Consider the following 25,008-nt stretch of genomic DNA (forward strand, 5'->3'; position numbering starts at 1 on the left):
GGTTTACCCCCAAATTCGTTTTATTTCATCCTTGAAGGCACGCGCTGCTCCTGCTGGATCGGCAGCCTCTGTAATTCCACGACCTGCAATAAAGGTAAAGACATCAACGCCTTCAAAGAGTTTGAGAGTATCTACATCTAGACCACCTGTTACAGAAACACGGAAGCCCATGTCAATGAGTTTTTTAACCTTATTAAGGTCTTTTTCACCCCAAGTTTCACCAGCAAGAAGGGCATCACGAGATTGGTGATAGATAGCTTGCGAGATTCCAGCATCTAGCCAAAGCTGAGCTTGTTCAAAAGTCCAATCGCCATAAAGTTCAATCTGGATTTCGCCTCGCTCTCCACGTTCAGCCTTGATAGCCTTTAGAGCTGCTTCCATAGTAGGGATGGTTGCACAACAGATACAAGTCATCCAATCGGCACCACGAACGGCATTGTTTTTGGCAACTGTTCCACCAGCATCGGCACATTTTGTGTCTGCCACAATAATCTTATCTGGGAAAAGGCTACGCAAGACTTCAACCAGTTCACTTCCAACTTGAAGCAAGCAAACAGTTCCAGCTTCGATAATATCTACTTCGTGACCAACAGAAACAGCTGCTTTAATCGCTCCTTGCAAGTCTGAATGGTCTAATGCAACTTGTAAATTAGGTATTCTTTTTGTCATTTCTTTATTCCTCTTTCTAACTTTCCAAATCCAATCCTTCAAGATAAGGGCTATCCTTAGATTCTTCAATCATCGCCAAGACATCTTCTTTAGTCTGACAAGCCTGTAAACGTGCAATAGAATCTTCTAATTCAAACAAGGCAATGATTTGTGGAATAGCTACACTTGTGTGAATTTTTGAGCTTGTTGCTGCTAATGCAAGCAAAACAGAGACCTCTTTCCCATCTGAAAATACAACAGGATTTTGTAAGGTGATCAATGAAAAGGCATCTCTTTGCACTCCAGCTTCAGGTCTAGCGTGGGGCATAGCCATACCTGGCATTAAGATATAGTAAGGGCCATACTCTTCAGTCGATTCGATGATAGCATCGTAATACTCTGGCAAAATTGCTCCACTTTCAATCAAGGGATCTACTGCTACCTTGACTGCTTCCTTCCAATCTTTAGCCTCTAAGCCTAGTCGGATTGAGTCATTGTCAATTAAAGCTTGTTTTAAATTCATATCTGCCTCCTTTATTTAAAGAGGGAGAAGGACAGAACCGATAACTCTCAGTTTCTGTCCAGCCCCCTCCAACCTTTTACTGTAGTGCTTGACTGAGTTTTTCAGTGATTTCTTTATCATCCATCAAGTTGTCAAGCCCAATTAACTTCCCATTAGTACGACCTTCCAATTCTTGGATCAAATGAAGAGAAGCGATTACGATGTCATAGCCTGCTGCTAAACCTTTAGCTTCACCGACACTGCATGAATTGACTGTAAAGTCTGTTTGATTAAGCTTACGGAGGGCATTTTCAACCTTCATCTTGATAACCATAGATGAACCCATTCCATTTCCGCACGCTGCTAATACTTTAACCATTTTATTTTCTCCTTTTCTAGATACTAAGCTTCTTCTTGAACTTCACCGTTGTAGTATTTTTCTTTATCTTTTGCTTTGGCAAATTGAAGTTGAGGAATAACGAGCAAGAAGAGACATACAAGTACATAACCAACAATACCGAGGTATTTGAAGATATAGCCAAATCCAAGCCATGGGAATTCAAAGTCGATATTTCCATGGTAACCACCGTAAGATGCTAAGTCGAGAAGGGCTACACAGAGAGCTCCTAGAGCAACTTGGAGGACACCTGAAATGAAGGATAGGATAACGGCTGCTTTCCATCCGCCACGCTTATCAGCATAGACCGCGATGGCTGCATTATCAAAGAATACTGGTACAAATCCTGTAATAATAAGGACAGGGTTTTTAAAGACGATGAGCAAGACAATTGTAATCAATTGACCAATCAAACCAAAGGCAAATCCAGACAAGACCGCGTTTGGAGAACCAAATCCATAAGAAGCTGCAACGTCGACTGCTGGGAATGAACCAGGCAACAATTTGTTTGAAATACCTTGGAAGGCATTTGTCAACTCAGATACGAACATGCGGACACCTTGCATCAAAACGAACAAGTAAACTGAGAAGGTGAAGGCTGTTTGGATAATGTACATAAAGAAATCTTGTTTTGCAGGATTGAATAGAGTTCCTGAAGTGATGACTTCTTTATTAGACATAATATCTGGACCCAAGATTAACAGAATGGCTCCAAAGAATACGAGCATCAAAGTAGCAGAGGCAACAACTGTATCGTGGAAGATTGAGAGGAACTTAGGCAATTTAAGATTGTCTAGACTTTCTTCTTTCTTGCCAAAGCGTCCTGCCACTTTATCTACAAACCAGATTGCAAATTGTTGTTGGTGACCAATCGCAAATCCGCCACCACCAGTCAGACGTTGAGTTGCCTCAACAGTCATATTTGAACTAACTGCCCAGTAAAGGCCACAGATGATACCGATTGCTGCTGTACCATAAGCATTTCGCAATTGTGGGACTAAGAATAGAACCATAAGAGATACAGTCGCAGCTTGTTGTACCATGATGTGACCAGTAATAAAGAGGGTTCTTACTTTCGTAATCTTGCGTAGAGCTACAAGCAAGATATTTACTCCAAAACCGATCAATAGAGCTGTAGTTGCAGTTCCGACGAAATCTGGAAACTCAGCTGCAATTTTGTTGTTTGCTGCAGCAAGGCCAAAGTAAGGGTCGATAACCGCTGCACCAATTTGGAATTTGTAGTTAAGGGCTGCCAAGATTGGACGGAAGGTTGTAACCAAACCACCAGCACCCACGTTGAGCAACATATAGCCTACTGTTGCTTTAACGAAACCTGAGAAAACGTCATGAGCAGGTTTTTTCAAAAGTGCATATCCTATCAACACCAATAAACCTACGAAAAATGCGGGATTCTGCAAAATATTGCTAGAAAACCAATTTAGAACACTTGAAATGACTTCCATAATTGTTCTCCTTTTGAATTGTTTTTGTAAGTTTATTATATAATGTGAAAACGGAAACAAAAAGACCAAGAATTACACAGCGAACTGTTCACTCTTGGACTGTATGATTTATGATATTTTACGGCTTATCTTATTTTCTCGTAGCTAGATAAAAAGGAAGAATTGTTTCATAAGATTCCAGTAGGACTTCTAGGATTTCTTCTTCAGATGAATTTTCGACCACTGGAACATCCGATTTAACTAAAACTTTGCGGACTTCCTGATGGGATAGTTTTTCTCTTAAAATTTGACGATTTTCCTCAGTAGCCTCCATCTTGTGACTTTCTCCATTTGAGTAGACTAGATAGTAAATCCCTTCTGCCACTGGAACTTCTAAAACCTTGGCTTGTTTGTCTAAAGTTTTATCATCCTTCTTACGTTCTATAAAACTCACTTCTAGTGAAACTCCAAAATCAGAAGGGCTTCCATACAAACGAAGGGCCAACATAGGTTCTGACACTTCCCCCTCACGCTGTAGATAGGCCCAGAAATGCGGTCGCAAACGTTGGGCTTGATTCATCCACTGACTCGTCCCTTGGAGATCCCATTCTGGATGTCTTTCTTGAAAAGCCTTGGCTAAGTGTGTAAAGACTTTTCTAGCCTCCTGCCCCTTACTCCTCAAATAAAGCATTTTTTCAGCTTCTTGACCTGCCCTCTCGGGTTTTTGATACTGTAAACCAGAGTAAGCTAGATATTCTCTCATTGTATTCAACATAGGATCAACCTCCCTTAGCTAGCAAAAAATCAGGATGCCCCTGATTTTGCTTTGATTATTCTGTATCAACCACAACGTAACGATTTGGTTCATCACCTTCTGAATAACTAGTGACACCCTCCATACGTGAAATAATACGATGGATAATTTTACGTTCGCTGCTAGACATTGGATCAGTCACCTGACTACGCCCCTCTTCTAGGACACGTGTAGCTAACTTCTGTGCATAGCTCTGCAAGACTTCTGCACGGTGCTCTACATAATCATTAACATTGATGGTAATATAGAAGGTTCTTGAATATCGGTTATAAAGATAATTTTGTGCTAAAAGCTGGAGAGATTTCAAAACCTTACCATGGTAACCGATAATACGGCCCGGTTCATTAGTATCAATTTGCATATTGATAGAACGGCGATTTGAGGTACTTGAAATTGCTCCCTCAACATCCATATCATCAATAATACCTTGAACATAGTTGGTCACTTCTTCAACCACCTGGTCAATATCATAGGTCGGTTCAATCTTCAAACCTAGATTTTCTAAATCATCATTCTGCTCGACTTCTTCCTGTTCTTCCTGCTCTTCAGATTCTTCTGGCAGTAAATCTTTTAGAATGGCAATATGACCAGTCTCCTCTAAAATTGTACTAGCCTCTTTCTCATTTTTTAGAATTTCGGCCTTAACCTCTTCAGAGATCTCTTGTCCTTCTTCCTCGATTTTCTTGATTGCTTCAACAACATGGCCTAAGTCTACGGTTGCTTCACTAACAGTCTTAACGGGTTCGTTCTTAGCATTAACTTCCTTTGGAACTCCCTTAACTGCTTGCTGATTTGCCTTCACAACAGTTGTCTCACTAATTGCTTCGATATCAACTTGCGCTGGTTTCTTCCCAAAAAGGCCAAAGAAACCTTTTTTCTCCCTTGAGACAACCTTGATATGCGCCTTCATTCTAGGAATCCCCAATTCCTTCAATCCCGTTTGGATTGCTTCCTCAACAGTTGAACCTGTAAATAATACCATTACAAGATTCCTCCTTACTTTTTCTTTTTCTGTGCTTTCTTGAGAGCTTTTCTCTTCTTGATTTCTAAATCCTTCTTAGCCTGTACTCCCGCCTCACGCTCTGCAATAATCTTGAATGGATTGTTGAGCAGATAGGTTTGGAGCACCTGATAAGCATTGGATACCGCCCAGTATAAGGCAACCCCACTTGGTGAATACATGGCAAAGAAGAAAATCATGACTGGCATTGCATACATCATCCCTGTCATGGCGCCATTTTTCTCAACCATGGCCTTATTGGATAACCAGGTGCTAAGGAAAGTAAAGATAGCTGCCAGAATAGGCAAAACAAAAGTCGTATCAACACCACCAAGGTTAATCCATAAGAAATGACCCGTTTTTAGAAATTCTACCCTACTCAAAGCTTGGAACAAGGCCAACAAGACTGGCATTTGGATTAAGATTGGCCAAAGAGAAGCTGACTGTTTGACACCATGTTGCTTGAACAACTGACGCATTTCTTGGTCCAACTTGGTACGGCTCTCCATATCCCGTCCCGGATAACGTTCTCGCAACTCCTTAACCAGTGGTTGTACTTCTTGCATCTTTCTAGATGCCACCATTTGTATCTGAAAGACTGGTAAAAGAATGGTTCTGATTAGAAGGGTAAATAAAATAATCCCCAGACCAATACTTGTATCAAATGATAAAAAGCGAATGGTTTCAGCAAAAAAATAAACAAATTTACTCCAAAAACCTGTTGATTCAGCTGTAATCTCACTCGTCGTACCACTAGCCGTGCAGGCGCTCATTACAAATAAAGCAAGCACCATTAAGCTAGTCAACTGTAATTTCTTTTTCACTCCCATTTCCTTCCTGGTAAATCTTTGATAACTTTAATACGTGAAGTAGATTTTTTTCCATTTCCGCGTAGTCCAAGATTTCAACACCTTTTCGAGCAATCACAACAAAATCTACGTTTTCAACCAGCTGATTTTTATGTTCAATCAGAATATGTCGAATTCTTCTTTTAATCTGATTCCTCGTGACAGCGTTTCCTAATTTTTTACTGACAGATAGGCCAACTCGAAAATGTTGTTCAGTATTTTCTAATCGATAAATAACAAATTTACGATTAGCAAAACTCTCCCCTTTTTTAAATATTGCACTAAAATCTTTCTCTTTTTTTACACGAAAGCGTTTTTTCAAAATTCAACTCCATCTATTAAAACTACTACTATTATACCATAATTTTTCAAAAAGCCAATCATAGCAAGGTTTTAGCCCATTTTACAGAATGAAAAAACTGGTTTTATCCTTTAAATCATCTTATTTTTGAACAAATTTACAAATTTGAACATGCTACTTTCTTTATTTTCTCTTGAGATAAAACAAAAGTCACCCTTTGGAGTGACTTTTGTAGGAGATTATTATGAAAAAGTTAGGATTTTAATTAAATAAAGTTAGGAGGTCTTTATTTAATGATTATAGTATACCTGTCTTTCCTTAAACCCAACTTAAACAGATTCCACTTCTTTTTAATTTTTAAAACTATGGATTGGAGCCGGGATTTGCCCTCCACGTGCAATGAAGTCGACAGACGAGGCACCGTTAACTTTCATGACTGGAGCCGTTCCTAGAAGGCCACCAAATTCAATCATATCGCCTTCTTTTCCTTTTGGAATAATACGTACAGCAGTTGTTTTCATATTGATGACTCCGATAGCAGCTTCATCCGCAATCATCGCCGCAATCGTTTCTGCAGGTGTATCCTCAGGAATGGCAATCATATCCAAACCAACTGAACAGATAGCTGTCATAGCTTCTAGTTTTTCCAAATTAAGGGAGCCATTTTGCACAGCAGCAATCATCCCCTCGTCCTCAGAAACTGGGATAAAGGCACCAGACAAACCACCAACTTGGTTGCAAGCCATAACTCCGCCTTTTTTAACTTGGTCGTTCAAGAGAGCCAAGGCAGCAGTCGTTCCATGAGTCCCAACTGTCTCTAACCCCATTTCCTCAAGGACACGGGCTACAGAATCACCCACTGCTGGAGTTGGAGCCAAACTCAGATCAACAATTCCAAAATCAACTCCAAGTCGCTCACTAGCCATTTGACCGACTAATTGACCAATGCGGGTAATCTTGAAGGCTGTCTTTTTAACAGTTTCAGCAACAACATCAAAGCTCTGACCACGAACCTTTTCTAAGGCACGTTTAACAACACCTGGACCAGAAACACCGACATTGATAATGACATCTGCTTCACCAACCCCATGAAAAGCGCCTGCCATAAAAGGATTGTCCTCTACCGCGTTGGCAAATACAACCAATTTAGCCGCCCCCATATCAGATAAAGAAGCTGTTTCCTTAATAATGCGCCCCATATCCGCTACTGCAGTCATATTGATGCCCGATTTGGTAGAACCAATATTTACTGATGAACACACCTTATCCGTTTCTGCCAAAGCACGAGGAATGGAGTTGATGAGGATTTCATCACCTTTTTGATAACCCTTTTGTACCAAGGCTGAAAAACCACCAATGAAGTCAACACCAATTTTTTTCGCAGCTTTATCCAGTGCTTTAGCTAAGACTACATAATCCGTCGCATCGGTAGCAGCACCAATCAAGGAAATTGGAGTTACAGACACACGTTTATTTACGATGGGAATGCCCAACTCAGCCGCAATTTCATCTCCAACAGCCACTAAATTAGCTGCTTTTGTAGTAATCTTTTCATATATTTTGTCCGCAGCACGATTGATATCTGGATCGATACAGTCCAAAAGGGAAATCCCCATGGTAATGGTTCTAATGTCAAAGTTTTGCTCCTCAATCATTGCGATTGTTTCGGTAACTTGTCTAATATCCATAATCGCCTCCTAGATATTGTACATAGCATCAAAAATAGCCGCACTTTGAATATTGATTTTGACATTCAAAGTCTGACCAAAAACCTCAAATTCGTTTCTAAGATTAGTAAAATCTTGTTTTTCATCACTAGATACCACAGCCATCATTGTAAAGAATTCGTCCAAGACTGTTTGTGAGATATCATCAATATTTAAGCCTAATTCAGCAATTTTTGTCGCAACACCTGCAACAATTCCAGATTTATCTTTACCAACAACAGTAATAATAGCTTTCATGATTAAACTCCGTTTCTAACACAGAACGATATCCATTTTGGACAAAAATAAAATGAAAAAGGAGGATAGAGTAACTAAATCACTTAATAGTGAATAATTATCTAAGTTGAAACCCTAAAAAAATCTCTTAGTTGATCTTGTACCAGGCTAATATTTTTTACCAAGTCGCTAGTTTAGAACTTAAAACTGATAATTTATTGGCACATAACCTCTTTATAGAATATTTTTGAGAAAATGAACATTGTTGATTTTCTTTTTCAATAGTATAGCATATTTCTTACTAAAATACTCAAAAACGCCTGCTTACGAAATTGTTCTTTAGTAAAAAACAATTTCGTAAACAAGCGTCTACCTTATCATCTTATGATGAGTGTTCCCGCTAGGACATAAGTCCTAGCGGTAGACCAGAGCTAGACTAAGAGCACAAGACTCCATCATCATAACACTCAACAAAATTGATGATTTTATACTAATTCGATGATCGCCATTGGCGCTGCATCACCACGACGTGGTTCAGTTTTAAGGATACGAGTGTATCCACCGTTACGCTCAGCATAACGAGGTGCAATTTCTGAGAACAATTTTTGAAGTGCTGTAGTAGAAGTGTACTTATCAGTTGCTTCATCATAGTTTTCAGATGCGATTTCATTACGTACGAAAGCAGCTGCTTGACGACGTGCGTGCAAATCACCACGTTTACCTAGAGTAATCATTTTTTCAACAGTTTTACGGATTTCTTTAGCACGAGCTTCAGTTGTCACGATTGATTCGTTGATCAAAAGGTCAGTTGTCAAATCGCGAAGCATTGCTTTACGTTGTGAGCTAGTGCGTCCTAGTTTACGGTAAGCCATTTATTCCTCCTTTATTTATCTTTTAATCCAAGACCCAAATCAATGAGTTTGACTTTCACTTCTTCCAAACTCTTGCGTCCAAGATTTCTTACTTTCATCATCTCTGCTTCAGATTTTTCTGTCAAATCATGCACAGTATTAATACCGGCACGTTTCAAACAGTTATATGAACGCACAGACAAGTCAAGTTCCTCAATCGTACGTTCCAAGATACGGTCGTCCGATTCAGTATCAGCTTCTTTCATCACTTCTGCTGACTTAGCAATCTCTGTAAGATTTGTAAACAAATCAAGGTGCTCTGTCAAGATACGTGCTGAAAGCCCTAAAGCATCTTCTGGAATAATTGTTCCATTAGTCAAGATTTCAAGGGTTAATTTGTCGAAACCATCATTGCTACCTACACGAGCAGGTTCAACTTGATAGTTGACTTTTGTAACTGGTGTATAAATAGAATCTACAGCAAGTGTTCCAACTGGTGCATTATCTTTTTTGTTTTCATCAGCAGGTACATATCCACGACCACTGTTAACAGTCATTGTCGCTTTTAGAGAAGAACCTTCACCGATTGTAAAGAGATAATGATCTGGATTTACAATTTCAATGTCGCTATCTGTCAAGATATCTCCAGCTGTAATTTCAGCAGGACCTTGCACATCTAGTTCAATGATCTTTTCGTCTTTAACGTAAGATTTTACTGCAATACCTTTGATGTTCAGAATGATTTGCATCACGTCTTCGCGAACACCCGGAACTGTATCAAATTCATGCAATACACCTTCGATATTGATAGATGTTACAGCAGCCCCTGGAAGAGAAGCTAGAAGTACACGACGAAGAGAGTTACCAAGTGTTGTACCGTAACCACGTTCAAGCGGTTCAATTACAAACTTGCCATAATCTTTATTTTCATCAATTTTTGTTATATTTGGTTTTTCAAACTCGATCATTTAGTTACTCCCTCTTAAACGAAAAGCAGTGTAAGGTTATGATTATACACGGCGACGTTTTGGAGGACGAGCACCATTGTGTGGCACTGGAGTCACATCACGAATTGCTGTTACTTCAAGACCAGCGGCAGCAAGAGCACGAATAGCTGACTCACGACCAGAACCTGGACCTTTAACAGTAACTTCAACTGACTTAAGACCGTGTTCTTGTGCAGATTTAGCAGCAGCTTCAGAAGCCATTTGAGCAGCAAATGGTGTAGATTTACGAGAACCTTTGAAACCAAGAGCACCAGCTGATGACCAAGCAATTGCATTACCATGCACATCAGTAATCATAACAATAGTGTTATTAAATGTAGCGTGAATATGAGCAATACCAGATTCGATATTCTTTTTCACACGACGTTTACGTGTTGGTTTAGCCAAGACTTTTACCTCCTATATTATTTTTTCTTACCAGCAATCGCAACAGCTTTACCTTTACGAGTGCGAGCGTTGTTTTTAGTGTTTTGTCCACGGACAGGAAGTCCACGACGGTGACGGATACCACGGTATGAACCGATTTCCATCAAACGTTTGATGTTCAAGTTAACTTCACGACGAAGGTCACCTTCAACTTTAATTGCATCCACTTCACGACGGATAGCATCTTCTTGATCTGGTGTAAGATCGCGAACACGTACATCTTCTGAAATTCCAGCAGCTGCCAAGATTTTCTTAGATGTTGGAAGTCCGATACCGTACACATAAGTCAATGAAATTACTACGCGTTTGTCATTTGGAATGTCAACTCCAGCAATACGAGCCATGTTTTCTCCTTTCTATCTTATCCTTGACGTTGTTTGTGTTTTGGATTTGCTGGGCAAATTACCATAACACGACCATTACGACGAATTACTTTACAGTATTCGCAAATTGGTTTGACCGATGGTCTTACTTTCATTTCTTATCCCTCCAAGTTTTTCGATTATTTAAAGCGGTAAGTGATACGTCCACGTGTCAAGTCATATGGACTCATTTCGACAGTAACACGATCTCCCGCTAAAATACGAATATAGTTTTTACGAATTTTACCAGAAACTGTTGCTAAAATCTGATGTCCATTTTCAAGTTCAACCGTAAACATTGCATTCGGCATAGTATCAACTACTTTACCTTCAACTTCAATCACATCGTCTTTTGCCACGCAAAAGTACCTCCATAAATTTCGATTTGATGCCTCTAGACACAGAGACAACAATTATAAGTCAGACTAACTCAGTATAACATTTGTAGAGACATTTTGCAAGCATGAAAAACGCTTTTATTTCAATTTTGTCAATACTTTTTCGATATCTGCAAAGACATCATTGATATCTTGGTTACCTTCGATATCATGTACCAAACCTTTTGCACGATAGTGGGCAATAATTGGTTCACCTTGGGCAATATTAACATCCAAACGACGTTTTACTGTTTCAGGTTTGTCATCTTCACGTTGGTAATAGTCTTCTTCTTTGTAGTCAACTGGTGGGTTGAAAACTTTATGGAAAGTTTCGCCAGTTTCACGGTGAATGATACGACCACTCAAACGCTCCAAAAGACAATCTGGATTTACTTCGATGTTAATAACACCTTCAAGTTCAATCCCTAATTCAGCTAAAGTTTTATCCAAGGCATGAGCTTGTTCAATTGTACGTGGGTACCCGTCCAACAAGAAACCAGTTTCTTTAATGTCATCTTGTGAGAGACGCTCCTTCACGATACCATTTGTAACTTCATCTGGAACCAACTCGCCTTTGTCGATATAAGACTTAGCTAAGACACCCATTTCAGTTTGGTTAGCCATTGCTGCACGGAACATATCACCTGTTGAGATATGAGCTACATGAAATTGTTCAACAATTTTTGCTGCTTGTGTACCCTTACCTGCACCAGGTAAGCCCATAATCAAAAGATTCATGATTCAAACTCCTTTTTTGTTTTTAAATAGAAGCAAAAATTCATTTCAACTCCTATTTAAAAACAAAATAGAAGAGAGGAGATAAAAATCTGACAAGGTCTTTGATTTTTAAACTCCACTCTCTGAGCAATAGTGAATTTTCTTTTCTATTACAATTATTCTGTTGTATTCATGAAACCAACATACTTACGTTTCAATAAATAACCTTCCAACTGTTTAATTCCTTCAATACCTGTTGAGATAATGATCAAAAGACTTGTTCCCCCAAAAGCAACGACTTCTGAAAGACCGAATAAATCCTTAGCTACAATAGGTAGGATAGAAATAACGCCAAGGAAGAGGGAACCGACTGTTGCGAGACGACGAAGAAGTTTTGACATATACTCTTCTGTCCCTTTACCAGGACGGACACCGTGGATATAAGCACCGCTCTTTTGCAAATTTTCTGCTGCCTTCTCTGGATTAATCTGTACAAATGTATAGAAGAATGTGAAGAGGATAATCAACAGAGCGTACAAAGCGATACCTGTAGGGGCTGTTGTAGATAGCAACTCCTGAGCACTACGTACCCAGGCCCAATCAAGACCAGATGCACTTACAAATTGTAAAATTGCCGCTGGTGCTGCTGTAATTGAGCTAGCAAAGATAACTGGAATAACTCCTGCAGGGTTAATCTTCAATGGAAGATAGGAACTTGACGGTGCTCCTTGTGCCACCTTAGTATACTGAATTGGTATCTTATATTCAGCTTGTTGAACATAAGTTGTAAAGTAAACAATCAATAAGACTGCTACAATTAAGATAGCAACAAAAATGAGGGATGAAGTCAAGCGACTGCTTGGTACATTGACAAAGTAGTCAACATAGATACCCTTGATCATATCAGGAATTGAAGCAACAATCCCTGCAAAGATAATCATGGAAACACCATTCCCATAACCCTTATCAGTAATTTGCTCTCCCAACCAAGTTACAATCATACTACCCGCTGTTAGGATTGCTCCAATCACAAGGAAAACTTGTGGTGTTAAAGGAACAGTCAAAAGTTTGGCTCCAGATAAAGCATTAAAACCAGCAGTAATTCCGATAGATTGCACGAATGCAAGAACAAGGGCAATATATCGCGTTGCCTGGTTCAACTTTCTACGACCAACTTCCCCTTGTTTGCCCCACTCTACAAACTTCGGCAATAAATCCATTTGCAAGAGTTGGACAACGATAGAAGCAGTAATGTATGGACTAACACCAAGTGCAAAAACTGAAAAGTTTTTCATGGCATTACCAGACACCAAACTTAACATATTTAGAAAAGATAGACCACTCAAAGCATTCAAGCTATTGGCATTCACCCATGGAACCGTAATGCTAGTCCCGATACGGAAGACAAAGACGATAAAAATTGTAAAAAGAATTTTTGATCGAACTTGCTTGACTTTGAAGGCTTCTCTCAATAATTTAAAAAACATAGGTCACCTCTCTTAGATGACTTCTACTGAACCACCTTTAGCAGTGATAGCTTCTTCAGCTGATTTAGAGAATTTAGCTGCTTTTACAGACAATTTCTTAGTCAACTCACCGTTACCAAGAATTTTGATACCTGATTTTTCAGCTTTAACAATTCCTGATTCGATAAGAACAACTGGAGTTACTTCTGCACCATCTTCAAAGACGTTCAATTGGTCAAGGTTAACAATTGCGTATTCTTTAGCGTTGATGTTAGTGAATCCACGTTTTGGAAGACGACGGAACAATGGAGTTTGTCCACCTTCAAAACCAAGACGTACTCCGCCACCGCTACGAGCTTTTTGACCTTTTTGACCACGACCAGATGTTTTACCGTTACCTGATGAAGTACCACGACCAACACGGTTACGAGTTTTACGAGAACCTTCTGCAGGTTTCAATTCATGAAGTTTCATTATATATTTTCTCCTCTTTTGTAAAATGCTAGCGCCGATAAGAGAGAAAAGGTTGTCTCTCCTATCAACTCGCCTATACGTTTGTCATCAAAGATGACTATATCTAGTTTTAGGGGATGGTATACTGCACATCCCCTAAAATTTAATTAGTTTACTTCTTCAACTGTTACCAAGTGAGATACTGCAGTAATCATACCACGTACTGCTGGGTTATCTTCTTTAATAACAGAGCTGTTCAATTTGCCAAGTCCAAGTGCTACAACAGTTTTACGTTGTGATGGAATGCGTCCGATTGGAGACTTAGTCAAAGTAATTTTAATTTGAGCCATTTTATCCCCTTTCTTATGCCAAATCAGAAACTGAAATACCACGAAGGGCAGCAACTTCTTCAGCGCGTTTCAATTGTTTCAAACCTTCAACAGTTGCGCGAACAATGTTGATTGGAGTATTTGAGCCAAGAGATTTAGATGTAACATCAGCTACACCTGCCAACTCGATAACGGCACGAACAGCACCACCAGCGGCAACTCCAGAACCTTCTACAGCTGGTTTCAACAATACTTTAGCTCCACCGAATTCTGAAATAACTTCGTGTGGGATTGTTGTTCCAACCATAGGAACTTCGATCAAGTTTTTCTTAGCATCTTCTACTGCTTTGCGGATTGCTTCTGGAACTTCTTGAGCTTTACCAGTACCAAATCCTACGCGACCGTTGTGGTCACCAACGACTACAAGAGCTGCAAAACGAAGACGACGTCCACCTTTAACAACTTTAGTAACACGGTTAACAGCAACTACGCGTTCTTCTAATTCAACTGCATTGTCTTTAAATGCCATTTTCTAGTGTCCTCCTATTAGAATTTCAATCCGTTTTCACGAGCTGCATCAGCCAAAGCTTTCACACGTCCGTGATATAGATATCCACCGCGGTCGAACACCACTTCTGAAATACCTTTAGCGTTTGCACGTTCTGCAACGAGTTTACCGACAGCAACGGCTTGTTCAGTTTTTGTTCCTTTTGAAACTTCTTTGTCAAGAGTTGAAGCACTTGCGAGCGTTACACCCGCTACGTCATCAATAACTTGAGCGTAGATGCCTGTATTAGAACGGAATACGTTCAAACGTGGGCGATCAGCAGTTCCAGAGAGTTTTCCGCGAACGCGACGGTGGCGTTTTTGGCGGAGTTTGTTTTTATCTGGTTTAGAAATCACAGTTTTCACCTCTTTAGTTTTAAATCGTGTGCTATGCACAAAGTTGGAAATGATATTGGTGGCTGAAAATCAACCACTCAATATTATTTACCTGTTTTACCTTCTTTAAGACGAACATATTCGCCAACGTAACGGATACCTTTACCTTTGTAAGGTTCTGGTGAACGAAGGCTACGTACGTAAGCAGCTGTTTGACCAACTACTTCTTTTGAAATTCCGCTAACAACGATTGTTGTTGGGTTTGGAAGTTCAAAAGTAATTCCTTCTGGAGCTTCAACTTCGTCTGGATGTGATTTACCAACAGCCAAAACAAGTTTTGATCCTTGAAGTTGTGCACGGTAACCAACCCCACGCATTTCAAGTTGTTTCTTGAATCCTTCTGATACACCAATAACCATGTTGTTCAAAAGAGCACGAGTAGTTCCGTGGATAGTTTTCATTTCTTTTGAATCGTTTGGACGGTGAAGAGTTACTTCAGTACCTTCCACACGAATCTCAATATCTTTTGAGAACTCACGAGTAAGTTCTCCTTTAGGTCCTTTTACAGTTACAACGTTGTCATTGTTAGTGATTTCAACACCAGCAGGCAACACGATAACTTTATTACCAATACGTGACATGTTTTTATTCTCCTGTTAAATTGTCAGGCCTTGTTGGCCAGTTTTCACGGGGTTAAATCGATTTCTCGATTTAAAGGAACATTTAGGTTTCAATTTCAAAGTGAATCTAGGCATCGTCTCGCAGGCATAACTTTGGGTTAGGCTAGAGACGATAACGAAGAGTCACAAAGAAATTGGGAGCTAAATATTACCAAACGTAAGCGATAACTTCTCCACCAACGTTCTTTTGGCGTGCTTCTTTATCAGTAAGCAAACCTTCAGAAGTTGAAAGGATAGCAATTCCAAGACCGTTAAGTACTTTTGGAAGGTCTTCACGTTTTTTGTAGACACGAAGTCCTGGTTTAGAAACACGTTTCAAGTTTGTGATAACTTTTTCACCGTTTGGTCCGTATTTAAGGAATACACGGATGATGCCTTGTTTGTCATCTTCGATGATTTCTACGTTCTTAACAAAACCTTCGCGTTTAAGGATTTCTGCAATCCCTTTTTTGATGTTTGATGCAGGTACTTCAAGTACTTCGTGTTTTGCTTGGTTAGCGTTACGAATACGAGTTAGGAAGTCTGCGATTGGGTCAGTCATAACCATTTTATTTTTCTCCTCTTACTAGTAGTTTGCAAGTTGCACTTGCTAGTTAATGATTGAGCTGGGCTCAGATAGTATTGACACATTCAAACAAGATAACTCTCATTTGAACACGAGCTACAACCTGGGCAAAAAAGATAGATTTGTCTTGGAGCATCGCTCTTGCACCAAATCTCCTATTTTTGCTATGGTTGATACGCTCTTTGTATCATGATATTACCAAGATGCTTTTGTTACACCAGGGATTTGACCTTTATATGCCAATTCACGGAAGCAAACACGGCAAAGTTTAAACTTGCGGTAAACTGAGTGTGGACGTCCACAACGTTCACAGCGAGTGTATGCTTGAGTAGAGAACTTCGCTGGGCGTTTGTTCTTAGCAATCATAGATTTTTTAGCCATTAGTTATACCTCCTATATTATTTTGCAAAAGGCATTCCAAGGCCTGTAAGCAATGCACGTGACTCTTCGTCAGTGTTAGCAGTAGTTACGATAACGATGTCAAGACCACGAGTTTTGTCAACGTCATCAAAGTTGATTTCTGGGAAGATCAATTGTTCTTTCACACCAAGTGTGTAGTTTCCGCGTCCATCAAATGATTTTGTTGGAACACCATGGAAGTCACGCACACGTGGAAGTGAAACTGAAACCAATTTATCCAAGAATTCGTACATACGTTCACCACGAAGGGTAACTTTTGCACCGATCGCAACACCTTCACGAAGACGGAAGCCGGCGATTGATTTTTTAGCTTTAGTGATAAGTGGTTTTTGACCTGAGATAAGCGCCAATTCTTCAGCAGCTTTTTCAAGGCTTTTAGCGTTTGATACAGCTTCACCAACACCCATGTTCAAAACGATCTTATCTACTTTAGGCACAGCCATCACTGATGAGTAGTTGAATTGTTCTGTCAAAGCAGGAACTACTTCATTAAGATATTTTTCTTTTAAACGATTTGCCATTATACTTCTCCTTTCCTTCGTGATTAATCAAGCACTTCGCCTGATTTTTTGTTGTAGCGAACTTTTTTACCGTCTACAAATTTGTAACCAACACGACCAGCTACACCGTTTTTGTCCAAAACTTGAACATTTGATACGTGGATAGCTGCTTCCTTCTCGATGATACCACCTTGAGGAAGTTCGTTAGTTGGACGTTGGTGTTTCTTAACGATGTTAACACCTTCAACGATAACTTTGTTTACTTTTGGAAGGGCAGTAAGGACAACAGCTTCTGTTCCCTTATCTTTACCAGCGATTACGCGAACTTTGTCGCCTTTTTTTACAAACATTTTTTTCTCCTTTTATTCTTACGCCCAATGGGCACCCTGGCTAGGCCAGGGGACTGTGTTTGTTTGTTTTTGCTCTGTGAAAATTAAAGCAATCCTTCGTCAGTTTCAACTCACCTAACTTAAGTTATGCTTTCGTCTTACTTCCTAGACTTGTTTTAATTTTCTTTGAGCAATCAATTAAAGTACTTCTGGAGCAAGTGACACGATCTTCATGAAGCCACCTTCACGCAATTCACGTGCAACTGGGCCAAAGATACGTGTTCCGCGAGGAGTTTTATCTTCACGGATGATAACTGCTGCATTTTCGTCAAATTTGATGTATGAACCATCAGCACGACGAGCACCTGATTTAGTACGAACGATAACTGCTTTAACAACGTCACCTTTTTTAACCGCACCACCAGGAGTAGCTTGTTTTACAGATGCCACAATAACATCACCGATGTTCGCAAATTTACGTTTAGAACCACCAAGAACTTTGATAGTCAAGATTTCGCGTGCACCGCTGTTGTCTGCGACTTTCAAACGAGTTTCTGTTTGAATCATTTCAGTTTTCTCCTTTCAGGTTTGATTAGATGATAACCGCTTCTTCAACGACTTCTACAAGACGGAAACGTTTTGTAGCTGAAAGCGGACGAGTTTCCATGATACGTACGATATCGCCTTCTTTGGCAACATTGTTTTCATCATGTGCTTTGTATTTTTTAGAGTAGTTAATACGTTTACCATAGACTGGGTGGTTACGTTTTGTTTCAACTACAACTGTGATTGTCTTGTCCATTTTGTCAGATACAACACGTCCAACAAGAACTTTACGATTATTGCGTTCCATTGAAATTTCTCCTTCCCTAGTCTATTATTTCGCTTCAGATTGAACTGTTTTGATACGAGCGATTTGTTTTTTAACTTCTTTCAAGCGAGCTGTTTGTTCTAATTGACCAGTAGCAGCTTGGAAACGAAGTTCAAACAATTCTTTTTTCAATTCGTTTTCGCGCTTCGCGAGTTCTTCTTGAGAAAGACCACGAAGTTCTTTAACAAATTCTTTTACTTCATTAAGTTTCATGCCTTCTCCTTATTCTGCTTCACGTTTTACGAATTTACATTTAACTGGCAATTTGTGGCTTGCAAGACGAAGCGCTTCGCGAGCGATCTCTTCAGATACACCAGCAACTTCAAACATTACTTTACCACGTTTAACTGGTGCTACCCAACCTTCAGGTGCCCCTTTACCAGATCCCATACGAACCCCGATAGCTTTAGCTGTGTATGATTTGTGTGGGAAGATTTTAATCCAAACTTTACCACCACGTTTCATGTAACGAGTCATGGCGATACGAGCAGCTTCGATTTGGCGGTTAGTGATCCAGTGGCTAGTTGTAGCTTGAAGACCGTATTCACCGAATGCTACTTCTTTTCCACCTTTAGCTTCACCGCGCATCTTACCACGGAATTCACGACGGTGTTTAACACGTTTAGGTACTAACATTGGTTATTTACCTCCTTTAGTGTTTTTACGAGCTGGAAGAACTTCACCACGGTAGATCCATACTTTAACACCAAGTTTACCGTATGTAGTGTCTGCTTCTTCCCAAGCGTAATCGATATCTGCACGAAGTGTGTGAAGTGGAACAGTTCCTTCAGAGTATCCTTCAGCACGGGCGATATCTGCACCGTTCAAACGACCTGATACTTGAGTTTTGATTCCTTTAGCTCCAGCACGCATTGCACGTTGGATTGCTTGTTTTTGTGCACGACGGAAAGCAACACGTTGCTCCAATTGACGAGCAATTCCTTCACCAACAAGGTGAGCATCCAAATCAGGTTGTTTGATTTCGATGATGTTGATGTGTACTTGTTTTCCAGTCAATTTGTTAAGTTTAGCACGGAGTGCATCAACGTTAGCACCACCTTTACCGATAACCATACCTGGTTTAGCAGTGTGAAGTGAAACGTTAACTTTGTTTACTGCGCGTTCAATTTCAATAGTTGAAACAGCTGCGTCAGCAAGTTCTTTTTGAACGAATTTACGGATTGCAAGATCTTCATGAAGGTAATCCGCGTATTCTTTTTCAGCATACCATTTGGCATCCCAATCACGGATGATGCCGACACGCATACCAATTGGATGTACTTTTTGACCCACGATTTTACCTCCTTATTTTTCTGCAACAGCTACAGTGATGTGAGCTGTACGTTTGTTGATTGGTGAAGCTGAACCTTTCGCACGTGGACGGAAACGTTTCATAGTTGGTCCTTCGTTTGCGAATGCTTCAGATACTACCAAGTTAGCTTTATCCAAACCAAAGTTGTTTTCAGCGTTAGCTACAGCTGAGTTCAAAACTTTCAAGATGATTTCAGCAGCTTTGTTTGGAGTGAATGTCAAAATTGCGATTGCATCGGCTACGCTTTTACCACGGATGTTGTCAAGAACAAGACGTGATTTACGAGGTGAAACACGTACTGTGCGAGCCATTGCTTTAGCTGAAGTAATTTCTGCCATTTATGTTCTCCTTATTTTCTACGTGTCTTCTTGTCGTCTGCGGCGTGACCTTTGTAAGTACGAGTTGGTGCGAATTCACCAAGTTTGTGACCTACCATGTCTTCTTGGATGTAAACAGGTACGTGTTTACGTCCATCATAAACTGCGATTGTGTAACCAATGAAACTTGGGAAGATCGTTGAACGACGTGACCAAGTTTTGATAACTTTTTTCTTTTCGTCGTTAGCTTGAGCTTCAATTTTTTTCATCAAATGCTCATCGACGAAAGGTCCTTTTTTAAGACTGCGTCCCATTTTTATATTTTCTCCTTTAAATTTTGTACCACAGCGGCTTGCGCTCACATGGAGCGCTACCGAGCTGGCGGAATTTCCTAGTTGCTTAAGCGACTAGTTTTAAATTATTTCTCGTTGCGACGACGAACGATAAGTTTGTCAGATTTCGCTTTCTTGTTACGAGTTTTAAGACCAAGAGCAGGTTTGCCCCATGGAGTAGATGGTGCTTTACGACCAACTGGTGCTTTACCTTCACCACCACCGTGTGGGTGATCGTTAGGGTTCATTACAGAACCACGAACTGTTGGGCGGATACCTTTCCAACGGCTACGTCCTGCTTTACCAAGGTTTACAAGTCCATGTTGTTCGTTTCCGACAACACCAACTGTAGCACGACAAGTTCCAAGAATCATACGAACTTCGCCTGATTGAAGACGAACAAGAACGTATTTACCTTCTTGTCCCAATACTTGAGCAGAAGCTCCAGCAGCACGAACCAATTCACCACCACGACCTGGTTTCAACTCAATGTTGTGGACCAAAGTACCAACTGGGATGTTAGCAAGTGGAAGAGCGTTACCTACTTTGATATCTGCTTCAGGACCTGAAACGATACGTTGACCAACTTCAAGACCTTTTGGAGCGATGATGTATGCTTTCACACCGTCAGTGTAGTGTACAAGAGCGATGTTTGCAGAACGGTTTGGATCGTACTCGATAGTTTTAACAACTGCTTCAACGTTATCTTTGTTACGTTTAAAGTCAACCAAACGGTAGAAACGTTTGTGTCCACCACCTTGGTGACGAACTGTGATACGACCGTTGTTGTTACGACCAGCCTTGTTCTTCAAAGCAACAAGCAAAGTTTTTTCAGGTGTGCTTGTTGTGATTTCAGCGAAATCCAAAGAAGTCATATTACGGCGACCGTTTGTTGTTGGTTTATAAACACGAATTCCCACGATATTTCCTCCTTAGATTATTCAGCTTCAGCAGCAAACAACTCGATTGCTTTTGAATCAGCTGTAAGTGTGATGATTGCTTTTTTAGTTTTGTTAGTAAAACCAGTGTAACGTCCAACACGTTTAGCTTTAGGTTTTACGTTGATTGTGTTAACATTTGCAACTTTAACACCTTCGAAAGCAGCTTCAACAGCTTGCTTGATCAAAAGTTTGTGCGCACGAGTGTCAACTTCAAATACATATTTGCCTGCTTCAAGTTGAGCCATTGAGCTTTCAGTGATGACAGGTTTTTTGATAACATCATACAAATTCATTATGCAAGAACCTCCTCGATTTTAGAGATAGCTGCTTGAGTAACAAGAAGTTTGTCACTATTTGCGATGTCAAGAACACTTGCAGTTGTAGCAGTCGCAACTTTCACGTTTGGAAGGTTACGAGCTGAAAGAGCTGCGAATTCGTTTCCTTCTTCAAGAATAACAAGGACTTTAGAATCGATGCTCAAAGCTGCAAGAACTTTTGCAAATTCAGCAGTTTTTGGAGCTGTAAATTCAAGAGAATCAACGGCTACAAATTTGTTTTCAGCAACTTTTTCTGAGTAAACAGATTTTAGTGCAAGGCGACGAACTTTTTGAGGAAGTTTGTACGCATAGCTACGTGGAGTTGGTCCGAAGACGATTCCACCACCACGCCATTGTGGAGAGCGGATAGAACCTTGACGAGCACGTCCAGTTCCTTTTTGACGCCATGGTTTGCGCCCGCCACCTGAAACGGCTGAACGGTTTTTAACAGCGTGAGTTCCTTGACGAAGGCTAGCACGTTGACTGATGATGACATCAAACACAACAGATTGGTTTGGTTCGATACCAAAGATTGCATCGTTAAGAACAACTTCGCCCGCTTGTTTACCAGTTTGGTCGAATAATGTTACATTTGCCATTTTGACTGTATTCCCCTTTCCTTATTATTTACCAGCTTTAACTGCTGATTTGATAGTGATAAGAGATTTCTTAGCACCTGGTACGTTACCTTTGATAAGGATAACGTTCTTTTCTGGAACAACTTGTACAACTTCAAGGTTTTGAATTGTTACACGGTCGCCACCCATACGTCCTGCAAGGTTTTTACCTTTGAATACGCGGTTAGGTGCAACAGGTCCCATAGAACCTGGACGACGGTGGTAACGAGAACCGTGAGCCATAGGTCCACGTGATTGTCCGTGGCGTTTGATAACACCTTGGAAACCTTTACCTTTAGAAGTACCAGTTACGTCAACAACATCTCCAACTGCGAAAGTTTCAACTGTGATTTCAGCACCAACTTCCAAGCCTTCAACGTTTTTGAATTCACGAATGAAGCGCTTAGGAGCCGTGTTAGCTTTTGCTACATGTCCTTTAGCAGGTTTGTTGCTCAATACTTCGCGTTTGTCATCGAAACCAACTTGGATAGCGTTGTATCCGTCTGTTTCAACAGTTTTAACTTGAAGAACAACGTTTGGAGTTGCTTCAATAACTGTTACAGGGATCAATTCGCCAGCTTCAGTGAAGATTTGAGTCATTCCCACTTTTTTCCCTAAGATTCCTTTTGTCATGAGAAAATAGTTCCTTTTCTATATTTTTTATTCAAAAAGTTTTTAACGAGCGTTTTTTATGCTCAAGTTATCAAGCTTTAAATTAAAGTTTGATTTCTACGTTTACACCACTTGGAAGATCCAATTTCATCAAAGCGTCAACTGTTTTTTGAGTTGGGTTAACGATATCGATCAAACGTTTGTGTGTACGCATTTCAAATTGTTCGCGAGAGTCTTTGTATTTGTGAGTCGCACGAATGATTGTGTAGAGGCTACGCTCAGTTGGAAGTGGGATTGGACCCGCAACTTGTGCACCTGTACGAGTAGCTGATTCTACGATTTTTGCAGCCGCTGTGTCAAGCGTACGGTGTTCGTAAGCTTTCAAACGGATACGGATTTTTTTGTTTGCCATCTTTTTCTCCTTTTCGTCTATTTAAGATAATAGGCTAGCTCCACAAGAAAACCGACGCGCGTTGCGTGGCAATGCAACCGAGCGTGTCGCAACCTCTTGCATCAAAGCTAAAGCTGTAATTTACAGCACCATAATAGAATAACACAAAGCCCCTGCGATTGCAAGGGATTTGACAGGTTTTTTTAAATTTTTTAGATGAAACTGTTTTCTTGTTCCATTTTAATGAATTTGCATATTTAAGTGCTGGATTTTCTGACTTTTCTTCTATATATAGTTAGTTTTAATTTGAAATTTATCATCTGATTGATCTACCAAGATATCAGCTCTTGACTCGGTTTCTTTATAGTATTGTAGATACTGCTCTCGTCTCATCTGCTGACTAGCCAATATAATGGATGCATCACCATTTCTCACAGTCGTATCTCGAGCTAATCGCCTCTTTAATTCGGTCTCCTCATCCGTATAGAAACAAATGGTTTTGTCAAAGAGTTCTTTGGGTAGAAAACCCACAGACATCCCTTCGACTATCAGAATTGGTTTTGCTCCTGATAAGATCTCGCTAGCCTTCCAAGGTTCTTCGATTGTCAAGACATCCATACCCGCCTGCAAAGCGAGGATATCTCTTTGTAAACTTGCCAGCTCATGCGCTACTGGTAAACATGCTGTCACCTTTTGGTCTGGTGTCTCTTTAGGTACCACTAAATGTCGTCCCGAAGTAATATAGGGATCTGTCTCTAGTAAATTTACCTTTTCAGCATCCAATACTTGGTATAATTCTTGAGCAAAAGTTGATTTCCCTGAAGCGCCGTGGCCGTAGATACCTAGCGTCCTAATTCTTCCCGAGTCTATTTCTGATACTAGTCTTTCTATTAACTCTTTTTTCTTCATTCTCTCTTCACCTGTTCATAGCTTTGTTTCCCATCCTTAAGCTTGTCCCAAATGACTGCCTGCCCACTTTGGAGAGACTTTTGCACATCGATAATCCGTTGGTTGGAAGAGCCGCGGAACTGAAGCATGAGATTACGCTTGTTTTTATCATAGCGACCATCTACCAGGATATCAATCAGGGATAAAAGTTCTAGTTTATCAGGCGTCTCCAACATCATTTCTTCCCAGGTGTATCCTGTCCAAGACCAGATATCTTTTTCTGGCAATTCTTTCCGAATGCGTTTTACAAGGGGCAAAAGAATACCTGTATTGAGGAATGGCTCTCCTCCTAGCAAAGTCAATCCTTGAACATAGGGCTGTGCTAAGTCTGCCATGATTTGTTCTTCTAACTCTGGCGTATAGGGAATGCCTGCATTAAATGACCAGGTCGCCACATTGTAGCAACCTTCGCAATGAAACATACAACCTGCTACATAGAGAGAGTTTCGTACCCCTTCTCCATCGACAAAGTTAAAAGCCTTATAGTCAATGATACGCCCTTGACTAAGCTCCTCACTCTTCCACTCGCCTGGTTTTGGTGTATTCCATGTCATGATTTCTACTCCAACTCTATCCAGTAGCGCTCCGTTCCATTTCGAACATCCTCCAACTCTCCACCGTTAGCTAAGATAACAGCTCGGCTGGCAGGATTTTCCGTGCTACAAGTCACCAGAGCACGATGGATATTCTTTTCATTGGCAATTTGCAAGCCTTGACGGAGAGACTCTTTGGCGTAGCCCTTGCCTCTTTCAGAGGGGCGGATGGAGTAACCGATATGACCGGCATAATTCAGCAAGCCCTCATTTAGTCTCAATCGTAAATTTAAAAAACCTAAAGCACGGCCTGATTCATCAAACAATACGAACTGAATTGATGGGACGCGATTTTCAGGCAAGCTTATTCCCATTTCTTTATTAAGGTTAGTTTCTAGCCAATTCTCGTAAGAAAAACCCTCAGTATCCCAAAATCCGCCATCGTGGGCTGATTGGCTTTTTTCAAATTCTGCCATCATCTCTAAAACTGTTTCTTTATCTGCTAATGTCGGTCTACGTAATTTCATCTTTACCTCCAGCTAAGAGAAAAGCGAGAGC

The 25,008-nt window shown here is 40.3% G+C and carries 42 protein-coding genes; all 42 read right to left on the reverse strand.

The features are described 5' to 3' along the window. Window positions 1–3 precede the first annotated feature (3 nt). Complete coding sequence (locus QM460_RS03155) at window positions 4–669, reverse strand: 3-keto-L-gulonate-6-phosphate decarboxylase UlaD (protein WP_414267815.1); 666 nt, start codon at window positions 667–669, stop codon at window positions 4–6. Window positions 670–685: 16 nt separating this feature from the next. Continuing rightward, entirely contained in the window at window positions 686–1,171 is a 486-nt protein-coding gene (locus tag QM460_RS03160) for a PTS sugar transporter subunit IIA (protein WP_001049925.1), read from the reverse strand. Window positions 1,172–1,247: 76 nt separating this feature from the next. Then, window positions 1,248–1,529: a PTS sugar transporter subunit IIB gene (locus tag QM460_RS03165; RefSeq protein WP_000241466.1), complete on the reverse strand. Its 282-nt coding sequence runs from the start codon at window positions 1,527–1,529 to the stop codon at window positions 1,248–1,250. Between the two features lie 23 nt (window positions 1,530–1,552). Beyond that, entirely contained in the window at window positions 1,553–3,010 is a 1,458-nt protein-coding gene (locus QM460_RS03170) for a PTS ascorbate transporter subunit IIC (protein ID WP_060956301.1), read from the reverse strand. A 130-nt stretch (window positions 3,011–3,140) separates the two neighbouring features. Then, window positions 3,141–3,764, reverse strand: a complete 624-nt coding sequence (locus QM460_RS03175) for an HI_0552 family protein (RefSeq protein ID WP_414289221.1) — start codon at window positions 3,762–3,764, stop codon at window positions 3,141–3,143. A 55-nt stretch (window positions 3,765–3,819) separates the two neighbouring features. Beyond that, window positions 3,820–4,785 (reverse strand): RNA-binding cell elongation regulator Jag/EloR, encoded by a 966-nt coding sequence (gene jag / locus QM460_RS03180; RefSeq protein ID WP_414289222.1) that lies wholly within the window; start codon window positions 4,783–4,785, stop codon window positions 3,820–3,822. 14 nt (window positions 4,786–4,799) lie between these two features. Continuing rightward, entirely contained in the window at window positions 4,800–5,627 is an 828-nt protein-coding gene (locus QM460_RS03185) for a YidC/Oxa1 family membrane protein insertase (protein ID WP_000728106.1), read from the reverse strand. Continuing rightward, window positions 5,602–5,973, reverse strand: a complete 372-nt coding sequence (rnpA, locus tag QM460_RS03190) for a ribonuclease P protein component (protein ID WP_414289223.1) — start codon at window positions 5,971–5,973, stop codon at window positions 5,602–5,604. The genes QM460_RS03185 and rnpA overlap by 26 nt, the downstream gene beginning before the upstream one ends. A 329-nt stretch (window positions 5,974–6,302) precedes the next feature. Continuing rightward, entirely contained in the window at window positions 6,303–7,640 is a 1,338-nt protein-coding gene (locus QM460_RS03195) for a PFL family protein (RefSeq protein WP_045762468.1), read from the reverse strand. 9 nt (window positions 7,641–7,649) lie between these two features. After that, window positions 7,650–7,916 (reverse strand): ACT domain-containing protein, encoded by a 267-nt coding sequence (locus QM460_RS03200; RefSeq protein WP_414289224.1) that lies wholly within the window; start codon window positions 7,914–7,916, stop codon window positions 7,650–7,652. Between the two features lie 464 nt (window positions 7,917–8,380). Next, a complete protein-coding gene (rplQ, locus tag QM460_RS03205; protein WP_000331493.1) occupies window positions 8,381–8,767 on the reverse strand; it encodes a 50S ribosomal protein L17 in 387 nt (128 codons plus the stop codon). Window positions 8,768–8,778: 11 nt separating this feature from the next. Then, window positions 8,779–9,714 (reverse strand): DNA-directed RNA polymerase subunit alpha, encoded by a 936-nt coding sequence (locus QM460_RS03210; RefSeq protein WP_000568996.1) that lies wholly within the window; start codon window positions 9,712–9,714, stop codon window positions 8,779–8,781. 42 nt (window positions 9,715–9,756) lie between these two features. After that, window positions 9,757–10,140: a 30S ribosomal protein S11 gene (rpsK, locus tag QM460_RS03215; protein WP_001118385.1), complete on the reverse strand. Its 384-nt coding sequence runs from the start codon at window positions 10,138–10,140 to the stop codon at window positions 9,757–9,759. 17 nt (window positions 10,141–10,157) lie between these two features. Next, window positions 10,158–10,523: a 30S ribosomal protein S13 gene (gene rpsM / locus QM460_RS03220; RefSeq protein ID WP_000090783.1), complete on the reverse strand. Its 366-nt coding sequence runs from the start codon at window positions 10,521–10,523 to the stop codon at window positions 10,158–10,160. A 17-nt stretch (window positions 10,524–10,540) separates the two neighbouring features. Beyond that, window positions 10,541–10,657, reverse strand: a complete 117-nt coding sequence (gene rpmJ, locus QM460_RS03225) for a 50S ribosomal protein L36 (RefSeq protein ID WP_001808836.1) — start codon at window positions 10,655–10,657, stop codon at window positions 10,541–10,543. Between the two features lie 24 nt (window positions 10,658–10,681). Continuing rightward, on the reverse strand, window positions 10,682–10,900 hold the full coding sequence (infA, locus tag QM460_RS03230; protein WP_001029883.1) for a translation initiation factor IF-1: 219 nt from the start codon (window positions 10,898–10,900) through the stop codon (window positions 10,682–10,684). 117 nt (window positions 10,901–11,017) lie between these two features. Further along, entirely contained in the window at window positions 11,018–11,656 is a 639-nt protein-coding gene (locus QM460_RS03235) for an adenylate kinase (protein ID WP_001050432.1), read from the reverse strand. A gap of 155 nt (window positions 11,657–11,811) precedes the next feature. Then, window positions 11,812–13,122, reverse strand: coding sequence for a preprotein translocase subunit SecY (secY, locus tag QM460_RS03240; protein WP_000465391.1), 1,311 nt, complete (start codon window positions 13,120–13,122; stop codon window positions 11,812–11,814). A 12-nt stretch (window positions 13,123–13,134) separates the two neighbouring features. Further along, a complete protein-coding gene (rplO, locus tag QM460_RS03245; protein WP_000766079.1) occupies window positions 13,135–13,575 on the reverse strand; it encodes a 50S ribosomal protein L15 in 441 nt (146 codons plus the stop codon). 146 nt (window positions 13,576–13,721) lie between these two features. Then, window positions 13,722–13,904, reverse strand: coding sequence for a 50S ribosomal protein L30 (rpmD, locus tag QM460_RS03250; protein WP_000057243.1), 183 nt, complete (start codon window positions 13,902–13,904; stop codon window positions 13,722–13,724). 13 nt (window positions 13,905–13,917) lie between these two features. Further along, entirely contained in the window at window positions 13,918–14,412 is a 495-nt protein-coding gene (gene rpsE, locus QM460_RS03255; protein WP_000874203.1) for a 30S ribosomal protein S5, read from the reverse strand. Window positions 14,413–14,429: 17 nt separating this feature from the next. Beyond that, on the reverse strand, window positions 14,430–14,786 hold the full coding sequence (gene rplR / locus QM460_RS03260) for a 50S ribosomal protein L18 (RefSeq protein ID WP_000624044.1): 357 nt from the start codon (window positions 14,784–14,786) through the stop codon (window positions 14,430–14,432). Between the two features lie 83 nt (window positions 14,787–14,869). Next, complete coding sequence (rplF, locus tag QM460_RS03265; protein ID WP_000086625.1) at window positions 14,870–15,406, reverse strand: 50S ribosomal protein L6; 537 nt, start codon at window positions 15,404–15,406, stop codon at window positions 14,870–14,872. Window positions 15,407–15,593: 187 nt separating this feature from the next. After that, window positions 15,594–15,992 (reverse strand): 30S ribosomal protein S8, encoded by a 399-nt coding sequence (gene rpsH, locus QM460_RS03270; RefSeq protein ID WP_000245504.1) that lies wholly within the window; start codon window positions 15,990–15,992, stop codon window positions 15,594–15,596. A gap of 213 nt (window positions 15,993–16,205) precedes the next feature. After that, window positions 16,206–16,391: a type Z 30S ribosomal protein S14 gene (locus QM460_RS03275; RefSeq protein WP_001085699.1), complete on the reverse strand. Its 186-nt coding sequence runs from the start codon at window positions 16,389–16,391 to the stop codon at window positions 16,206–16,208. A gap of 17 nt (window positions 16,392–16,408) precedes the next feature. Continuing rightward, entirely contained in the window at window positions 16,409–16,951 is a 543-nt protein-coding gene (gene rplE / locus QM460_RS03280; protein ID WP_000013542.1) for a 50S ribosomal protein L5, read from the reverse strand. 23 nt (window positions 16,952–16,974) lie between these two features. Further along, a complete protein-coding gene (gene rplX, locus QM460_RS03285; RefSeq protein ID WP_000497691.1) occupies window positions 16,975–17,280 on the reverse strand; it encodes a 50S ribosomal protein L24 in 306 nt (101 codons plus the stop codon). Between the two features lie 177 nt (window positions 17,281–17,457). Further along, complete coding sequence (rplN, locus tag QM460_RS03290; protein WP_000616548.1) at window positions 17,458–17,826, reverse strand: 50S ribosomal protein L14; 369 nt, start codon at window positions 17,824–17,826, stop codon at window positions 17,458–17,460. 25 nt (window positions 17,827–17,851) lie between these two features. Further along, window positions 17,852–18,112, reverse strand: coding sequence for a 30S ribosomal protein S17 (rpsQ, locus tag QM460_RS03295; RefSeq protein ID WP_000440801.1), 261 nt, complete (start codon window positions 18,110–18,112; stop codon window positions 17,852–17,854). A gap of 24 nt (window positions 18,113–18,136) precedes the next feature. Then, complete coding sequence (rpmC, locus tag QM460_RS03300) at window positions 18,137–18,343, reverse strand: 50S ribosomal protein L29 (RefSeq protein ID WP_000772918.1); 207 nt, start codon at window positions 18,341–18,343, stop codon at window positions 18,137–18,139. A 9-nt stretch (window positions 18,344–18,352) separates the two neighbouring features. Then, window positions 18,353–18,766, reverse strand: coding sequence for a 50S ribosomal protein L16 (gene rplP / locus QM460_RS03305; RefSeq protein WP_000960948.1), 414 nt, complete (start codon window positions 18,764–18,766; stop codon window positions 18,353–18,355). Between the two features lie 3 nt (window positions 18,767–18,769). After that, window positions 18,770–19,423: a 30S ribosomal protein S3 gene (rpsC, locus tag QM460_RS03310; RefSeq protein ID WP_000529936.1), complete on the reverse strand. Its 654-nt coding sequence runs from the start codon at window positions 19,421–19,423 to the stop codon at window positions 18,770–18,772. A gap of 12 nt (window positions 19,424–19,435) precedes the next feature. Beyond that, the gene (gene rplV, locus QM460_RS03315; protein WP_000818137.1) at window positions 19,436–19,780 is read right to left on the reverse strand and encodes a 50S ribosomal protein L22; all 345 of its coding nucleotides are present in this window, start codon (window positions 19,778–19,780) and stop codon (window positions 19,436–19,438) included. Between the two features lie 11 nt (window positions 19,781–19,791). Further along, complete coding sequence (gene rpsS / locus QM460_RS03320; protein ID WP_000533763.1) at window positions 19,792–20,073, reverse strand: 30S ribosomal protein S19; 282 nt, start codon at window positions 20,071–20,073, stop codon at window positions 19,792–19,794. 104 nt (window positions 20,074–20,177) lie between these two features. After that, window positions 20,178–21,011, reverse strand: coding sequence for a 50S ribosomal protein L2 (rplB, locus tag QM460_RS03325; protein WP_000512914.1), 834 nt, complete (start codon window positions 21,009–21,011; stop codon window positions 20,178–20,180). A gap of 17 nt (window positions 21,012–21,028) precedes the next feature. Then, on the reverse strand, window positions 21,029–21,325 hold the full coding sequence (locus tag QM460_RS03330; RefSeq protein ID WP_001055347.1) for a 50S ribosomal protein L23: 297 nt from the start codon (window positions 21,323–21,325) through the stop codon (window positions 21,029–21,031). Then, complete coding sequence (gene rplD / locus QM460_RS03335; RefSeq protein WP_000024549.1) at window positions 21,325–21,948, reverse strand: 50S ribosomal protein L4; 624 nt, start codon at window positions 21,946–21,948, stop codon at window positions 21,325–21,327. Before rplD ends, QM460_RS03330 begins: the two co-directional genes overlap by 1 nt. Window positions 21,949–21,972: 24 nt before the next feature. Continuing rightward, on the reverse strand, window positions 21,973–22,599 hold the full coding sequence (gene rplC / locus QM460_RS03340) for a 50S ribosomal protein L3 (RefSeq protein WP_084926326.1): 627 nt from the start codon (window positions 22,597–22,599) through the stop codon (window positions 21,973–21,975). Between the two features lie 82 nt (window positions 22,600–22,681). Next, complete coding sequence (gene rpsJ, locus QM460_RS03345; RefSeq protein ID WP_001284513.1) at window positions 22,682–22,990, reverse strand: 30S ribosomal protein S10; 309 nt, start codon at window positions 22,988–22,990, stop codon at window positions 22,682–22,684. A gap of 264 nt (window positions 22,991–23,254) precedes the next feature. Continuing rightward, window positions 23,255–23,878 carry a uridine kinase family protein gene (locus QM460_RS03350; protein ID WP_414289225.1) on the reverse strand — a complete coding sequence of 208 codons (624 nt, stop codon included), beginning with the start codon at window positions 23,876–23,878 and terminating at the stop codon, window positions 23,255–23,257. Then, window positions 23,875–24,471, reverse strand: a complete 597-nt coding sequence (gene nrdG / locus QM460_RS03355) for an anaerobic ribonucleoside-triphosphate reductase activating protein (RefSeq protein ID WP_414289226.1) — start codon at window positions 24,469–24,471, stop codon at window positions 23,875–23,877. Before nrdG ends, QM460_RS03350 begins: the two co-directional genes overlap by 4 nt. A 5-nt stretch (window positions 24,472–24,476) precedes the next feature. After that, window positions 24,477–24,977: a GNAT family N-acetyltransferase gene (locus QM460_RS03360; protein WP_414289227.1), complete on the reverse strand. Its 501-nt coding sequence runs from the start codon at window positions 24,975–24,977 to the stop codon at window positions 24,477–24,479. Between the last annotated feature and the right edge of the window lie 31 nt (window positions 24,978–25,008).

The sequence above is a fragment of the Streptococcus infantis genome (assembly GCF_047464415.1).
GTDB classification, from domain to species: domain Bacteria; phylum Bacillota; class Bacilli; order Lactobacillales; family Streptococcaceae; genus Streptococcus; species Streptococcus infantis_AE.

Coding starts and splice junctions, on each gene's coding strand:
- QM460_RS03200 (WP_414289224.1), bottom strand. CDS start 7,916: ATGAAAGCTATTATTACTGTTGTTGGTAAAGATAAATCTGGAATTGTT.
- QM460_RS03175 (WP_414289221.1), bottom strand. CDS start 3,764: ATGTTGAATACAATGAGAGAATATCTAGCTTACTCTGGTTTACAGTAT.
- rplP (WP_000960948.1), bottom strand. CDS start 18,766: ATGTTAGTACCTAAACGTGTTAAACACCGTCGTGAATTCCGTGGTAAG.
- QM460_RS03155 (WP_414267815.1), bottom strand. CDS start 669: ATGACAAAAAGAATACCTAATTTACAAGTTGCATTAGACCATTCAGAC.
- QM460_RS03330 (WP_001055347.1), bottom strand. CDS start 21,325: ATGAATTTGTATGATGTTATCAAAAAACCTGTCATCACTGAAAGCTCA.
- QM460_RS03235 (WP_001050432.1), bottom strand. CDS start 11,656: ATGAATCTTTTGATTATGGGCTTACCTGGTGCAGGTAAGGGTACACAA.
- nrdG (WP_414289226.1), bottom strand. CDS start 24,471: ATGACATGGAATACACCAAAACCAGGCGAGTGGAAGAGTGAGGAGCTT.
- QM460_RS03360 (WP_414289227.1), bottom strand. CDS start 24,977: ATGAAATTACGTAGACCGACATTAGCAGATAAAGAAACAGTTTTAGAG.
- rplN (WP_000616548.1), bottom strand. CDS start 17,826: ATGATTCAAACAGAAACTCGTTTGAAAGTCGCAGACAACAGCGGTGCA.
- QM460_RS03165 (WP_000241466.1), bottom strand. CDS start 1,529: ATGGTTAAAGTATTAGCAGCGTGCGGAAATGGAATGGGTTCATCTATG.
- rplC (WP_084926326.1), bottom strand. CDS start 22,599: ATGACAAAAGGAATCTTAGGGAAAAAAGTGGGAATGACTCAAATCTTC.
- rpsQ (WP_000440801.1), bottom strand. CDS start 18,112: ATGGAACGCAATAATCGTAAAGTTCTTGTTGGACGTGTTGTATCTGAC.
- rpsJ (WP_001284513.1), bottom strand. CDS start 22,990: ATGGCAAACAAAAAAATCCGTATCCGTTTGAAAGCTTACGAACACCGT.
- QM460_RS03350 (WP_414289225.1), bottom strand. CDS start 23,878: ATGAAGAAAAAAGAGTTAATAGAAAGACTAGTATCAGAAATAGACTCG.
- rplV (WP_000818137.1), bottom strand. CDS start 19,780: ATGGCAGAAATTACTTCAGCTAAAGCAATGGCTCGCACAGTACGTGTT.
- QM460_RS03210 (WP_000568996.1), bottom strand. CDS start 9,714: ATGATCGAGTTTGAAAAACCAAATATAACAAAAATTGATGAAAATAAA.
- rplF (WP_000086625.1), bottom strand. CDS start 15,406: ATGTCACGTATTGGTAATAAAGTTATCGTGTTGCCTGCTGGTGTTGAA.
- rpmC (WP_000772918.1), bottom strand. CDS start 18,343: ATGAAACTTAATGAAGTAAAAGAATTTGTTAAAGAACTTCGTGGTCTT.
- jag (WP_414289222.1), bottom strand. CDS start 4,785: ATGGTATTATTTACAGGTTCAACTGTTGAGGAAGCAATCCAAACGGGA.
- rpmJ (WP_001808836.1), bottom strand. CDS start 10,657: ATGAAAGTAAGACCATCGGTCAAACCAATTTGCGAATACTGTAAAGTA.
- QM460_RS03275 (WP_001085699.1), bottom strand. CDS start 16,391: ATGGCTAAAAAATCTATGATTGCTAAGAACAAACGCCCAGCGAAGTTC.
- secY (WP_000465391.1), bottom strand. CDS start 13,122: ATGTTTTTTAAATTATTGAGAGAAGCCTTCAAAGTCAAGCAAGTTCGA.
- rplX (WP_000497691.1), bottom strand. CDS start 17,280: ATGTTTGTAAAAAAAGGCGACAAAGTTCGCGTAATCGCTGGTAAAGAT.
- QM460_RS03195 (WP_045762468.1), bottom strand. CDS start 7,640: ATGGATATTAGACAAGTTACCGAAACAATCGCAATGATTGAGGAGCAA.
- rpsS (WP_000533763.1), bottom strand. CDS start 20,073: ATGGGACGCAGTCTTAAAAAAGGACCTTTCGTCGATGAGCATTTGATG.
- rpmD (WP_000057243.1), bottom strand. CDS start 13,904: ATGGCTCAAATTAAAATTACTTTGACTAAGTCTCCAATCGGACGCATT.
- rplE (WP_000013542.1), bottom strand. CDS start 16,951: ATGGCAAATCGTTTAAAAGAAAAATATCTTAATGAAGTAGTTCCTGCT.
- rplO (WP_000766079.1), bottom strand. CDS start 13,575: ATGAAACTTCATGAATTGAAACCTGCAGAAGGTTCTCGTAAAACTCGT.
- QM460_RS03170 (WP_060956301.1), bottom strand. CDS start 3,010: ATGGAAGTCATTTCAAGTGTTCTAAATTGGTTTTCTAGCAATATTTTG.
- QM460_RS03160 (WP_001049925.1), bottom strand. CDS start 1,171: ATGAATTTAAAACAAGCTTTAATTGACAATGACTCAATCCGACTAGGC.
- rplD (WP_000024549.1), bottom strand. CDS start 21,948: ATGGCAAATGTAACATTATTCGACCAAACTGGTAAACAAGCGGGCGAA.
- rpsE (WP_000874203.1), bottom strand. CDS start 14,412: ATGGCATTTAAAGACAATGCAGTTGAATTAGAAGAACGCGTAGTTGCT.
- rpsM (WP_000090783.1), bottom strand. CDS start 10,523: ATGGCTCGTATTGCTGGAGTTGACATTCCAAATGACAAACGCGTAGTA.
- rplQ (WP_000331493.1), bottom strand. CDS start 8,767: ATGGCTTACCGTAAACTAGGACGCACTAGCTCACAACGTAAAGCAATG.
- rpsH (WP_000245504.1), bottom strand. CDS start 15,992: ATGGTTATGACTGACCCAATCGCAGACTTCCTAACTCGTATTCGTAAC.